Origin of the sequence: Chryseobacterium sp. FP211-J200 (assembly GCF_001643375.1) — a bacterium.
Classification (GTDB): Bacteria; Bacteroidota; Bacteroidia; order Flavobacteriales; family Weeksellaceae; genus Epilithonimonas; species Epilithonimonas ginsengisoli.
Genome location: NZ_LSHB01000083.1, coordinates 125533 through 139890, shown reverse-complemented (window position 1 = coordinate 139890; position 14358 = coordinate 125533). Strand labels below are relative to the sequence as shown.

Sequence of the window (14358 nt, the reverse complement as noted above, 5' to 3'; positions counted from 1 at the left end):
AATAAAATCGTAAATTGCATCTAGGTTATTCATATCGTATTAGATTGATAGTCAATACAATATACTAAATTTTCGTATTAGTAGTAACCTTTTTTATTATGCACTACGGGTGTAACGTCAATTTAGTTTTAACTTTCATCACTTTTATTTTCATTTTCCACAATTTAATTCCAAAAACCAAAACAACGTATTCCTTACAAAGAGCTCAAAGAACTCACAAAACAACTGGTAGCGAATAAGTAGAACAAAATAAGAGTCCAAAAGTCTCGCAGAGAAGATAAAGCAAACTTTGCAAGAATCTATTCAGCAGTACGACGATTCTTCACCAGAATAATAGTAAGAAAGCATAAGATTTTTTTAAAATAAACTCAAAACATTTTCCATTCACAAAAATTGTTATATTTGTGAAGAATGGCAACCAAAGCACTTTTCAATACCGTCGTCAATTGGTTTATCCGTCAGAGGATAGATCAGATCGAGCATTTCAAACAAAATCCTGTGGAGACGCAGGAAGGTTTGCTCTTCTCTCAGCTCTTCAATGCAGAGGAAACAGAGTATGGGATGAAGTACGGTTTCAGCTCCATCTCCAACTATAAAGATTTCAGGAAGAAAGTACCGATTGTCTGCTACGAAGACTTCGAACCTTACATTGAGAAGGCGCGTCAGGGACAGAAAGATGTCTTCTGGCCAGGTGTCATCAAGCAATTTGCCAAATCTTCTGGAACTACCAATGCCAAGAGTAAGTACATTCCAATCACAGCAGAAAGTCTGGAAGATTGCCATTACAAAGCAGGAAAAGACCTGATTTCCATCTATGTTAACAACCATCCGGAGAGCGAATTATTTCAGCACAAAAATCTACGATTGGGTGGAAGTGCGGAGATGTACCAGGATTTCAATACAAAGTTTGGAGACCTTTCGGCAATATTGATAGAAAATCTTCCTTTCTGGGTAGAGATCATCAATACGCCAAGCAAAAAAACATCTTTGATGTCCGAGTGGGAAAGCAAGATGAAAGCAATTATCGGAGAGGTGAAGAATGAGGATGTTGGGAGTCTTACCGGCGTTCCAAGCTGGATGATGGTCTTACTTCAAAGAACTTTACAGGAAACAGGAAAAGATTCTATTTCAGAACTTTGGCCCAATCTTGAGGTGTTTTTTCACGGAGGAATCAGCTTCAAACCGTATAAAAATCAATACAGGGAGATCTTTGGAAAAGACATTCGTTATTACGAGATCTACAATGCGTCCGAAGGTTTTTTTGCAATCCAGGATCAGGCAGGAAGCGATGAGATGTTGCTAATGTTGGATTACGGGATCTTCTACGAATTCATTCCGATGGACCAATATTACGAAGGCAATCGCGAAGCTATTCCGATCCAGGAAGTGGAGATCAATAAGAATTATGCGGTTGTGATCACGACCAATGGTGGACTTTGGCGATACTTGATAGGCGATACTGTTAAGTTCACTTCGGTCTCACCTTACAGGGTCAAAATCTCTGGACGTACCAAACATTACATCAATGCTTTCGGGGAAGAACTGATGATTGATAATGTGGAAACAGCGCTTAAAATAGCTTGTGACCATCTGGATGCCAGCATTTCGGATTACACAGGCGCTCCGGTTTTCATGACCAATCAGACAAAAGGTTGCCATGAGTGGATCTTCGAGTTTACCAGAGAGCCAAAGAGTTTGGAAGAATTCACTGAGGTTTTCGACAGGTCTCTCAAAACTTTAAACTCCGATTACGAGGCAAAAAGATACAATGATATTACACTGAGATGCCCGATCGTGCACTCTGCAAAACCTAATCTTTTTTATGAATGGATGGCAATCCGCGGCAAGCTAGGCGGACAGAACAAAGTGCCAAGATTGAGCAACGATAGACAATATATCGACCCTCTTCTTGATCTTAATAAGTAGTATTTGTATTAAATTATTTTATAAATTAGTAGTATGAAAAAACTGCTATCTACTTTCTTCCTACTTTCCTCACTATTTTATTTTTCACAAGGCATTGCTTTTGAAAACTCTGATTTTAAGAGTATCCTGGCCAAAGCTAAAAAAGAAAACAAACTGATATTTCTGGATGCTTACACTAGCTGGTGTGGACCCTGCAAATTGATGGCAAAAAATATCTTCACGCAGAAATCTGTCGGTAATCTTTACAACGGTCATTTTGTGAATGCAAAGATCGATATGGAAAAAGGCGAAGGTATAGAATTGGCCAAGAAATTCAAGGTGAATGCTTATCCTACCTATCTTTTCATCAATGGTGATGGCGAAGTGGTCCACAGAACTTTGGGCTATGTAGAGGAAAAGGATTTTCTGCAATTTGCGAAAGATGCAGAGGATCCAACAAGAAGAATCGGCGCACTGAAAAAGCAATTTGAGGAAGGAGAGAAAAATCCTGAATTCCTTAAGAATTTGGCGAATCTTACAGTTTACACAGAACCGGATTTTACCGCAAGGGTTTTAGATAGATATTTTACTGATAAGATCAGTTTGGACAAGGATGATATCAACCTTTTGTTGCAGGCTATCAATAGCTCAGAATCACCGTTATATAAAACTTTTGAAGCTAAGAAAGATAACGTTGTCTCAATTGTTACGCAGCCTACCTACGACAAGATCAATAATAATTTGAAGTTAAAAGCAATTTCAAACAAAGCTTATAACAAAGAAACAAAATCATTCAACGCCGCATATTTTCTGACAGAAGCTGAAAAAGTAGTTGGGAAGGAAGAGGCTAAAAAGTATGTTTTATCTCAAAAAGCGGGCAATGCCTTTAGAAATAAGGATATTCCTACTTATGAAAAACTGATGCTGGAGATCTACAAGGATTATTCCGCAGCTTCTTCCAACAGCCTCAATTCTGCAGCATGGAATTTCTTCGAAAATGTCAATACCAGATCATCATTGGAAACAGCCCTTCTTTGGGCTCAGGAATCTGTGAAAAAAGATGGCAACTACGCCAATATGGATACGTTGGCAAATCTTTACAACAAATTAGGCAATAAAACCGAGGCAAAATCATGGGCGCAAAAATCCATCGAGCTTGCCAAGAAATCCGGAGAAGATTATGCGGATACAGAAAAACTTTTGAGTAATATCAATTAATCAAAATAGAAGACTTTCCTTTACCCGATCAGTTCCTTCGCCTGAGAAATCGCTGCTTCCGTGATCTTAGAACCGGAAATCAATTGTGCTATTTCGTTTAGTTTTTCGTCATTGGAAAGTTTGACAATCGTAGTTTTTGTGACTGCATTTTCATCAAATTTCACCACTTTGTAATTCTCATTGCCTTTGGCCGCAACTTGTGCGAGGTGCGTGATCACGATGAGTTGAAGGTCTTGCGCCATTTCCTGCATCAGTTTTCCCATTTCTTCTGCAATCCGTCCGGAAACACCTGTGTCGATTTCGTCCAGGATCAATGTAGGCAGGTCATTATTCTCCGCCATTATTTTTTTGATAGCCAACATCACTCGGGAACGTTCTCCACCAGAAACAGCGCTTTGAATTGGTTTCAATGGAAAACCAGAGTTCGCTTGGAAAAGGATTTGGATATTGTTTTTCCCGTGAAGATTATAGGCCGAAGAATCTGTCAGGTCAAGTTTTAAAATGGCTTTTTCAAGTCCAAGTTTTGAGAAGATTTCTTTGGCTTGATTTTCCAGATTTCCAGAAAATTTCTTTCTATTTTCGGATAATTTTTGACTGAAAGTTTGAAGTTCTTTTTCAATCAGTTTAAGGTTTTTTTCTTTTTCTTCGATTTGATTTTCAATCGTTTCCAAAGAATTTTGACTGGCTGATAATTCTTCTCGAATTGCCAAAAGTCCATCGATGTCGTTCACCTGATGTTTCAAGAAAAGCGAGTTCAATCGGTTGACAGTCGTCAAGAGAGCTTGTAAAAGTTCGGGGTCCATTTCCAGACTTTCCGCCTTATTTTCGATTTCAATATTGATGTCTTTCAGCTCCAGATAAGACGTTTCCAAACGTTCGCTGAGGTCTTGATATTCCGAAGAAAGCTCAGAAAGTTTGGCTATTTTATTTTTAACTTCGAAAAGTCCAGATACGATTCCGAAATCTTCTTGATTCAGTTTTGAAAGGATCTCTGAAAGATATTCACTGATCTGTCCTGCATTTTCCTGCGTATTGAGTTGATTCTGGATCTCTTCAAAATCCAGATCGTCCAATTGCATTTCTTCTAATTCAGCAAGCAGGAAATTTTTGTAATCGGATTCTTTGTTATTTTCTGCGAGAGCCGATCTCAGTTGTTCGATTTCTCTTTTGGTTGTTTGATAACCGATGTAATGCTTTTGGTAATCAGACAACAAACTTTTATTTTTTGCCAATCCGTCCAGAATTCCAAACTGGAATTGTTCGGTGAAAAGGTCAGAAGTTTCGAATTGGGAATGGATGTCGATCAATCTAGAAGATAATTCCTTCAAAACATCCAATGTCACAGGAACATCATTGATGAAAGCTCTCGACTTTCCACCAGAAGAAATCTCTCTTCGAATGATGGTTTGCGTTTCAAAATCCAAATCTTTTTCTTCAAAAAAATCTTTGAAATTCTCGCTGATTTGGAACTCGGTTTCTACGATGCTTTTGACATCGGATTTTGCGAAGGATTTCACATCGGCTCTTTCGCCCATTATGAGACGGAGCGCGCCAAGAATGATGGATTTTCCCGCACCGGTTTCTCCTGTGATGACCTGAAGACCTTTCTTGAGGTCGATCTCAAGCTTGTCAATTAACGCAAAATTCTGAATGAAAATTCTTGAAAGCACGAAAGTATTTTTTTAATAACTAAATTATGACTTAACATTGATTTTGTATTGAAACCTGCAGCCCGACTTGATGATAGATTTTATATTTTTAAATTTGAATCATCGAACCGCTTCGCTAGGTTTGAACGGAAATCCTTTTTTGTGGTTGGAAAAGCCAGGCAAAAAGATTGACTCCGTCGAACCACTTCGTTAGGTTTGGGAACGGAAGGCGGAAAGTTACCCAAAAATTAAACTTAAAATTTGTTTATTTCCAGTTACTCCACTTGGTATCAATGTCTTTCGGAGACAAGGTACTCATCAACGTTTTCAGCTCGCTGATATTGACGGATGCATTGTTCCCGGTATTGAAGATGTTGTAGATCTCTGCACTTTTACTTTCGATAAACACACCGAAGGCATAGTTCATCTGGAAGTTATTCTCGTAAAACTTGAGTTGTAACAATGATTCTGCGATGGTTTTTTTCGCTGGACCTTGGTCGGGTTTGGCGAGATTGTCAAGACCTGCGCGGTGGTAGCTGTAATAAACGGTTCTCAAAGTAGAAGTGTTCTCGTTTTGTAGACCAGAGATCAAAGAACCTCTATTTCTTTGACTTTCTATTTGGTTCCAGCCCTCATAGTTTTGATTTTGAGAGTTTTGGGCAATTTTGAAAGCTTTGTCAAACCATGGTTGTCCGCCTTTGAGTTGAAAACTGTCACCGTCGTAGCCAAGAATCAAATAGATGTAGAAACTGATGACATCGGTAAGGTTTTTCCCAGAGAATTGTCTCTCATTGAAGATCAAATTTTCGTTTTCGTTGTATTCAAAAGAAAAGCTGGTGTCATTGATGTTCATCAAAGGTGATTCATATTGCGAGTTGAAAACCGGACGCGTTGCCTGAACGACCATTGTTCCTTTGAAGCTGTTATTGCTGGGACGTTCTGATACTACAATGGCAAAGTTGCATTTGATCTTTTCGAAGTTCTGAAGTTTTTTGCCTGTCCAGCTGGTATTATTGATGAAGTCTCGCAAAGATTTTTCCAATGTTCGGAAAACCTGTGTATTACTTCCTGCAATCTGTTGTGAGTTGATCTGCACATTGGCCAAAAGCTCCTGTGAAAAGGCGGTTTGAGCGAAAAATAAAGTGCAGATGATATAAAGTAGTTTTTTCATCCAAATAAAAATGTTTGTAAAAATAAGCAATCTTTGTCAAAGAAAATAATCTAAAACAAGGATAGAGTGATAACGTAAAAGTCTTGGTTTTCTTACAATTTCTGCTTAATAAAGTTCAGGATATCCTTTGCAACATCTTCTTTTGATTTTAATGAAAAGGATTGTTCTTCCGTTGGTGTGAAGATCTTGATCTTGTTGGTGGCGTTTGCAAATCCGGCACCTTCATCCCGAAGTGAATTGAGGATGATCATGTCCAGATTTTTCTTGACTAATTTTCCCTTCGCATTTTCCTCTTCATTCTGTGTTTCCAAGGCAAATCCTACCAAAAACTGTTTAGACTTTTTCTCACCCATTGTTCTGAGGATGTCTTTGTTTTTGATCAATTCTATCGTCAGTTCGTTTTCATTTTTCTTGATCTTTTCTGTGGCTTTCACTTTTGGCGTGTAATCGGCAACGGCGGCACTCATGATGGCGACATCCACAGTCTCATAATATTTGAAAACTTCATCAAACATTTCTTGAGCGGAAGTGACTCTGTGAAGTGTAATGTTTTTGTCATCAACGTTTTGAGTAGATGGTCCAGAAATTAATATTACTTCTGCGCCACGTTTGGCGGCTTCTTTTGCGAGATCGAATCCCATTTTTCCGGAAGAGTGATTTCCGATGAATCTTACAGGGTCGATATTTTCATAAGTTGGTCCAGCCGTGATCAGGAATTTTTTCCCTGCAAATGTCTGGTCAACTTCAGAAAATTGCTCTTCCAAAACTGAGAGAATGGTTGCCGGTTCAGCCAATCTTCCTTGTCCGGAAAGTCCACTTGCCAATTCTCCAAATTCTGCAGGAATGATCTTGTGACCAAAACTTTCGACAGTTTGTAGATTTCTTTTAACCGTTGGATGAACGTACATATCAAGATCCATAGCTGGTGCAATGATCACGGGACACTTTGCGGACATATAAACTGCCATCAGAAAATTGTCACAAAGGCCGTTGGTGATTTTTGCTAAAGTGTTTGCTGTACAAGGCGCAATGAGTATTAGATCTGCCCAAAGTGCTAACTCAACGTGGTTGTTCCAGGTTTTATTGTCGTCATAAAAATCGGTGAAGACCTTGTTTTTGGAAAGCGTAGAAAGCGTAAGCGGTGAAACAAAATCTTCTGCGGATCTCGTCATAACAATTTTCACTTCTGCACCAGATTTTATGAGATCCCGAACGAGGTAATTCATTTTGTAAGCAGCGATCCCACCTGTGATTCCAAGGATGATCTTTTTGCCTTGTAAGCTCATTTTGCTTTGGTTTTTATTAACGAAAGTATTAATAATTTTGATAACAAAAAAACCGTCTCATAAAGGAATACTTTAGCAAGACGGTTTTTGTATTTTTAAATCCGAGGATTAATTTTTTTCTTCAGTTTTTCTGTGGTAGATCTCATCATCCAACCATTCTCTGATAGCGATAGAGGTCGGTTTTGGCATTTTTTCGTAATGCTTGGAGATCTCGATCTGTTCTCTGTTTTCGAAAACTTCTTCCAAAGTAGAGTTGTGAACAGCAAATTCATCTAGTTTTCCGTGAAGTTCTGTACGGATCTCACCGTTGATCTGTTCTGCTCTTTTTCCCATGATCACGATAGCTTCGTAGATGCTGGCTACTTTTTCTTCGATCTTATCTTTGTCGTAAGTGATCGTGCTTACTTCTGCTTTTGTATCTTTAAGGCTCATTGGACGAATTGTTTAGGGTTGCAAATATACTAATTATCTTTTAAACTTGAAAGTAGCTTGTGGTTCTGGTGAACTGATCTTTGCGCTGTCTCTTCTAGCCTGTTCTGCAGAGTTTTCCATTTTTGCCTGATTTTTTTCCTGCGCCAATTCTTTTTTCTCGCCTTCTTTGGCTTCGGCATTTTTAACTTTCGCTTCGTATTCAGCCTTTCTTTTTTCTACATCTGCTTGTACAATGGCAAATTTAGCTTTTTCAGCTTCCAGCTTTGCACCAAGGTCATCTGCTGTTTTGGAATATTCGGAATTTGGAAGTTCTGCAGAAACTCTTCTTGCGTAGGCAGCAGCGTTGTCCAATCTTTCTTTCTTAAGGTCATAGATAGAATTGACAGCCAATTCATATTTGGATTTCAAAATGATATCATAGATCTTTGGTCTCAACTTGGTTGCCGGGAAATCTTCCAAAACGTTTTCAAAAGTTACCGCAGCAGCTTTGTACTCACCCATTTTATAATATTGCTTAGCATTCTCAAACGCTTTGAATTCCAATTTGTACGTCAACTCATCTACAAGTTGAGTAATGTTTTTGGAACGCTCAGAGTCTGGATATTCATTCAAGAAATTCTGTAGTTCTGTAATGGCAGATTCCGTATTGCTTTGATCCAGATTATATTGTAGAGAACCTTCGTAATAACAAAGGGCAGACATATACGCAGCCTCTTCTTTTCTTGGGTCTTGAGGAAACGCGAATGCAAAATTTTTGAATTGATTCCCAGCCAACCTGTAGTTCTTGTCATAATAATTTGCGAAAGCGGTGTTGAATCCGACATTCGGCAACTCATCAGTTCCTGCTACCAGGTTTGGTAATCTATCATACAATGCCAAGGCATCGGACCATTTTTTCTTTGCGAATTTTTCATTGGCAACCTTCAAGATAAAATCTTTGTCGGCACTCTTCATAGCCTGATCCATTTCTGTTTTGCAAGACAGCAAAATCACAGACAACACTAATAAACTGATATATTTCTTCATAATTCCCGCCAGAATAAATCTGTCACTTGATTGTAATTAATTTGCAAAAATAAAACTTTTTTCTGCAATAGCTTTTTTTTATGAAAGATTAACGTTTTTCTTCTTAATATATTAAAGAATAATCCAGATTTTCAAAAACTTTAGAACAATCCATCATTCCAAGTTTCGGACTATCAATAAATAGTGTATTTTTGCAAATTACAAGAATTTTAAATGAAAAACATCAGGAACTTCTGCATCATTGCACATATCGATCACGGTAAAAGTACATTGGCAGATCGTCTTTTAGAATATACCAACACAGTAACCCAAAGGGAATTGCAGTCGCAAACTTTGGATGATATGGATCTGGAAAAAGAACGTGGCATCACCATCAAGTCTCACGCGATCCAAATGGATTACGAGCTGAATGGCGAAAAATATATCTTAAATCTTATCGATACGCCAGGACACGTGGATTTCTCGTACGAAGTTTCCCGTTCCATCGCGGCTTGTGAAGGTGCACTTTTGATTGTTGATGCAGCGCAAAGTATTCAGGCGCAGACCATCAGTAATTTGTATTTGGCTTTAGAAAACGATTTGGAAATCATTCCGATCCTTAATAAAATCGATCTTCCTTCAGCCAATCCAGAAGAAGTAACGGACGAGATCATGGGACTTTTAGGTTGCAAATATGAAGATGTTCTTAGAGTTTCAGGAAAAACGGGTGAAGGTGTTCACGAATTGCTTGAGCAGATCGTCAAAAGAGTTCCGCCTCCAGTTGGAGACCCGAAAGCACCACTTCAAGCTTTGATCTTTGATTCAGTTTACAATCCGTTTAGAGGAATTGAAGCTTATTTCAAAGTCGTGAACGGAAGTATTTCTAAAAACGAAAAAATCAAATTTTTTGCTACAGGTAAAGAATACGGCGCAGACGAAGTTGGAACTTTGAAGTTAAAACAGCTTCCAAAGAAAACCATCGAATGCGGCGACGTAGGTTATATCATTTCCGGGATCAAAGATGCCCGTGAAGTAAAAGTAGGTGATACAATTACATCTTTCGTAAATCCTGCTTTAGAAGCCATCGACGGTTTCGAAGAAGTGAAACCAATGGTTTTTGCCGGGATCTATCCAATTGAATCTGAGGATTTTGAGGAATTAAGATTCTCATTAGAAAAATTAAGATTAAATGATGCTTCTTTGGTTTTCGAGCCAGAAAGTTCTGCGGCACTTGGTTTTGGTTTCCGTTGCGGATTCTTGGGAATGTTGCACATGGAAATCGTTCAGGAGCGTCTCGACCGCGAGTTCAATATGGATGTGATCACGACGGTTCCCAACGTTTCGTACCATGGTTATTCTAAAAAAGAACCTGACACACCGATTTTAATTAACAACCCATCCGAAATGATCGACCCGAATCTTTTGGATAGAGTGGAAGAACCTTATATCAAAGCTTCTATCATTACGAAATCTGATTTCGTAGGCGGTGTAATGACGCTTTGTATCGAGAAAAGAGGTGAGATCGTCAACCAAAGTTATTTGACGGCAGACAGAGTAGAATTGACTTTCAATATGCCATTGGCAGAAGTTGTTTTCGATTTTTATGACAGACTGAAATCTATTTCAAAAGGTTACGCTTCCTTCGATTATTCACCAATTGGGATGCGTGCTTCGAAATTGGTGAAAATGGATATTTTAATAAATGGTGATATGGTGGATGCCTTGTCTTCATTGATTCACGATAGCAATGCGTTCTACATCGGAAAAAGAATGTGTGAAAAATTGCGCGAGCTGATTCCGAGACAACAGTTTGATATCGCTGTTCAGGCGGCTTTGGGAGCGAAAGTTATTGCAAGGGAAACCATCAAAGCTTTAAGAAAAGACGTTACGGCGAAATGTTACGGAGGTGATATTTCCAGAAAACGTAAACTTCTAGAAAAGCAAAAAGAAGGTAAGAAAAAGATGAAGCAAATTGGTAGAGTAGAAGTTCCGCAATCAGCGTTTATGGCTGTTTTGAAGTTGAATGACTAATTATCATTAATTTTAAATAAATATAGAATCCGCAGATTTTTTCTGCGGATTTTTTTTATTTTACTTCATAATAATGGCTTTGAATTTTTACAGTCTGCTTTTCATAATTCATCGTAAATTCATTAGACAAAGAATTCCCAGACCAGATTTTGAATTTTCCTTTTTGTTTCCCGGTTAAAAAATTAATAGATAAAACCAATATTTCATCAGGCTCTAGCTCCCAATAATAGTGGTTTTCCCAACCACCAACAAGGCATCCTCCCATAGAATTTTCGTTCCATAGCATTTGCCATTTATTTTTATCATTAAGAAATGCTAACGGAAGATTTTTAAGGTCCGTCAAAAGTAATTTCCGACTCGAAATATTTTTTATAAAAACGGGAAATGATTTATACTTTTTTAGTTTTTCATTATCATAATTAAAGGTGTATTTTGGAATGGTATCTTTGGTTTTTGCAATAATTTTCACATTGTTTTCGGAAAGCGAATCAAAAATTACGGGCTTTTCACTGTATTTCATTCTATCAAAAGAATTATGAAAATATTTTGAAAACATTTTTTGATTTTGAAGGTTGATACTATCTATTTTGTAGCCCGGAGTCGGTGGTGGCGCAGGAATCATTGAATCAAAATATTTGACATCAATTGTGGAAGTATCTTTTCCAATGTAAAAGATTCCCGTTCCTCTTTCTCCAATTCCCTCGTTAAATTGTTGAAAAGTCAACTTCTCATCCTTCGGAAAAGTCAAAACAATATCATCTGCAAAAGTTTTTTCCTCTTTGCAACCAATTATGAATACGAGAATCAAAACAAAATAAAATGTTTTCATTAATGGGTTTTCTCAAAGATATTAATTATTTATCTTCGTTCTAATATTTTTTAAAAATGAAAAATCTTTCAATCGCTTTTCTTCTAATCTCAACTTTTACATTCTCCCAAACCCTCCAAACTCCTTTCGAGAAAGAAAACGGCAATCAAACCGTCACTTTTGACGAGATGAGAACTTATTATCAAAAACTCGATAAAGAATTTGAAAGCATCACTTTTCAGACTAAAGGCGAAGATGACAACGGCGCGCCAATCGATGTGGTGATTTTCAATCCGACCAAACAAAGTTTCGAAGATGCCAGAAAAGGGAAATCGATTTTGTTTGTCAACAACGGTATTCATCCAGGCGAGCCGGACGGCATTGATGCAACGATGATGTTGATGAGAGACTTGGCAACCGGAAAAATCAAAGCGCCGAAGAATGTAATCATCGCGTCAATTGCAAGTTACAACATCAGCGGAATGATGAACCGAGGAAGTTTTTCCAGAGCCAACCAAAATGGTCCTGAAGAATATGGTTTTCGTGGAAACGCTCGAAATTATGATTTGAACCGGGATTTCATCAAAACAGATTCAAAAAATTCCAGAAGTTTTCAGAAGATTTTTCAATGGCTGAAGCCAGATGTTTTCATCGATAATCACGTCAGCAACGGCGCAGATTATCAATACACTTTCACTTATATTTCGACCAACAAAGAACGGTTGGGAAATGTTCTCGGCAATTATTTCAATGGCGAAATGCAGAAAATGCTTCTGAAAAATATGGAGAAAAAAGGTGTCATTTCTGTGCCTTATGTCAACATTCACGGCGATGTTCCGGATGGCGGTTTTCCCGCGTTCATCGATTCTCCGAGATATGCGACTGGTTACACGACTTTGTTCAATTCCATCGGGACTGTGGTGGAAACGCATATGCTGAAGCCGTACAAAGACCGCGTGAAAGTGACTTACGATTATATGGTCAATAACATCAATTATATTGATGAAAACTACAAAACCATTCAGCAGAAACGAGCCGAGAATCTGAAACAATACAAAGCCGGAAACCAATATGCGATTGCCTGGAAACTCGATTCTACAAAATACGAAATGATTGATTTCAAAGGTTTTGAAGCGAAATACAAACCAAGCGACGTTTCCGGAAAAACCAGACTGTGGTACGACAGAAAATCGCCGTTTTCCAATCCCGTTAAATATTACAATACTTACGTTCCTGCAAAAGAAGTCACGATTCCAAAATATTACGTCATCCCACAATCCGAATGGAAAGTGATTGATTTACTGAAACTTAACCAAATAAAAATGATTCCGATAAAACAGGATTCTGCAATTGCGGTGGAAAGTTACAGAATCAAAGATTTCAAAACCGTTCCTAATCCTTACGAAGGTCATTATCTGCATTACAACACATTTGTGACCAAAGATTCGGGCAAAATGAAGTTCCGAACAGGCGATTTTCTCGTTCCGACGAATCAGGATGGCGTGAAATTTCTCTTGGAAACTTTGGAGCCGGAAGCGGTGGATTCTTACTTCAACTGGAATTTCTTTGATGCGATGCTGGGGCAAAAAGAATATTATTCGCCTTACGTTTTCGAAGACACGGCCGCCAAACTTCTAAAAGAAAACAAAGCTTTGAAAACCGCTTTCGAAATGGAAAAATCCGTCAATTCAAAATTTGCAAACGATGGCGAAGCACAGCTGGATTGGGTTTACAAACACTCCGACTATTACGAGAAAACGCACCGGCTTTATCAGGTTTTTAGGATTAATTAAGAATTTGGCAACTTAATCTTTCCCACTCTAAATTTGATAACAATTCATTGAATGGTATCATTCCAGAACTGTTTAAAATTTCACCTTATAGACTTAATATATTTCTGTATGTCTTTATCGTATATTTCTTTTTTATCTAACTTTTCATCAATCAATGTTAACCTATTAAGGTTAATCTTTGCATTGATTATTATTTGCTTCTTAAGCTCCTTCTTAATTTTATCATCACGAAACATACAATTAATTCTAACAAAAAATGTTTCATATGTTACTATCAAAGCCAAAAAATAATAAAAAGGAAAGCTTAATAAAAGCAATAGAATGGGTAGGATTAATAATTTTAAATTGGATTCTGTAAAAAGGCCTTGATAATTTGTAATGATTTGATATAGTAAATTCAGAAGTATTACTATACCAAAAATAGATAATAAGGAACCTAAAAACTTATTTACCTTTTTATGTTCTATGTTTTTCTTTAAACTATGTTTTGAGAATTCGTAAAGTATTGTTATAGATGTAATTATAGGAACTATTATTAATTCAGATAACAAACTAAAAGTATAAAAATTCATTATGAACTCAAAAAGAACTAACACTTTTAAACTATCATATAATGCTTTTTTAAAATAATTAATACTAGTGATTTTATTTACATTAAAAAATATTGAAATACCTGAAAAAGCAAACCAAACTATAGTGTCCTTTAATAAATTTTTATCCCAGAAATTCAATAGTTTAAGGAAATAAACTGTTCCAATATAATAGACGACTAGAAGGAAAAATGGAATTAATATTTTCCAATCAAAGAATAAACTCAAAATGTTTTTTAATTCCTTTCTTCCAATATAAAATAGTGGAATAATAATCAATGTTGACCAAACTAAGATTGAAATTTCTCTGGTGGATAAATTATAGATGATTTCTTTCATAGAATTTTAGAATACATAAATATAACACTTTCTAAACAGATTTCAAATCTAAACTCTTCACAACTTGCCATTCAACAAAAACTTAGTATTTTTGAGACAATTAAAAATAGAAAACCTTTATGAGCATCAAA

Annotated in this window: 11 protein-coding genes; 4 read left to right on the top strand and 7 right to left on the bottom strand. The window is 37.1% G+C overall.

Annotated features, from left to right (window positions below; genetic code table 11):
- Positions 1–411 precede the first annotated feature (411 nt).
- Positions 412–1926 carry a GH3 auxin-responsive promoter family protein gene (locus AXA65_RS19370; protein WP_063971684.1) on the top strand — a complete coding sequence of 505 codons (1515 nt, stop codon included), beginning with the start codon at positions 412–414 and terminating at the stop codon, positions 1924–1926.
- A gap of 33 nt (positions 1927–1959) precedes the next feature.
- Positions 1960–3123 carry a thioredoxin family protein gene (locus tag AXA65_RS19365; protein WP_063971683.1) on the top strand — a complete coding sequence of 388 codons (1164 nt, stop codon included), beginning with the start codon at positions 1960–1962 and terminating at the stop codon, positions 3121–3123.
- A 20-nt stretch (positions 3124–3143) separates the two neighbouring features.
- Here the strand turns inward: AXA65_RS19365 and AXA65_RS19360 are convergent, their stop codons facing one another.
- The 5 genes from AXA65_RS19360 to bamD form a co-directional block, all read right to left on the bottom strand.
- Entirely contained in the window at positions 3144–4793 is a 1650-nt protein-coding gene (locus AXA65_RS19360; RefSeq protein WP_063971682.1) for a DNA repair protein RecN, read from the bottom strand.
- Positions 4794–5037: 244 nt separating this feature from the next.
- On the bottom strand, positions 5038–5943 hold the full coding sequence (locus AXA65_RS19355; RefSeq protein ID WP_063971681.1) for a DUF4835 family protein: 906 nt from the start codon (positions 5941–5943) through the stop codon (positions 5038–5040).
- Positions 5944–6035: 92 nt separating this feature from the next.
- Complete coding sequence (gene coaBC, locus AXA65_RS19350; protein WP_063971680.1) at positions 6036–7229, bottom strand: bifunctional phosphopantothenoylcysteine decarboxylase/phosphopantothenate--cysteine ligase CoaBC; 1194 nt, start codon at positions 7227–7229, stop codon at positions 6036–6038.
- Between the two features lie 108 nt (positions 7230–7337).
- Complete coding sequence (locus AXA65_RS19345) at positions 7338–7661, bottom strand: DNA-directed RNA polymerase subunit omega (RefSeq protein ID WP_063971679.1); 324 nt, start codon at positions 7659–7661, stop codon at positions 7338–7340.
- Positions 7662–7694: 33 nt separating this feature from the next.
- Positions 7695–8687 carry an outer membrane protein assembly factor BamD gene (bamD, locus tag AXA65_RS19340; RefSeq protein WP_063971678.1) on the bottom strand — a complete coding sequence of 331 codons (993 nt, stop codon included), beginning with the start codon at positions 8685–8687 and terminating at the stop codon, positions 7695–7697.
- Between the two features lie 213 nt (positions 8688–8900).
- Here bamD and lepA point away from each other — a divergent pair, with 213 nt between their 5' ends.
- Positions 8901–10697, top strand: a complete 1797-nt coding sequence (lepA, locus tag AXA65_RS19335; RefSeq protein ID WP_063971677.1) for a translation elongation factor 4 — start codon at positions 8901–8903, stop codon at positions 10695–10697.
- A 55-nt stretch (positions 10698–10752) separates the two neighbouring features.
- Here the strand turns inward: lepA and AXA65_RS19330 are convergent, their stop codons facing one another.
- The gene (locus AXA65_RS19330) at positions 10753–11526 is read right to left on the bottom strand and encodes a hypothetical protein (RefSeq protein ID WP_063971676.1); all 774 of its coding nucleotides are present in this window, start codon (positions 11524–11526) and stop codon (positions 10753–10755) included.
- 56 nt (positions 11527–11582) lie between these two features.
- Here AXA65_RS19330 and AXA65_RS19325 point away from each other — a divergent pair, with 56 nt between their 5' ends.
- Positions 11583–13298, top strand: a complete 1716-nt coding sequence (locus AXA65_RS19325) for a hypothetical protein (RefSeq protein WP_063971675.1) — start codon at positions 11583–11585, stop codon at positions 13296–13298.
- A gap of 80 nt (positions 13299–13378) precedes the next feature.
- Here the strand turns inward: AXA65_RS19325 and AXA65_RS19320 are convergent, their stop codons facing one another.
- Complete coding sequence (locus AXA65_RS19320; protein WP_063971674.1) at positions 13379–14227, bottom strand: hypothetical protein; 849 nt, start codon at positions 14225–14227, stop codon at positions 13379–13381.
- Positions 14228–14358: the final 131 nt, after the last annotated feature.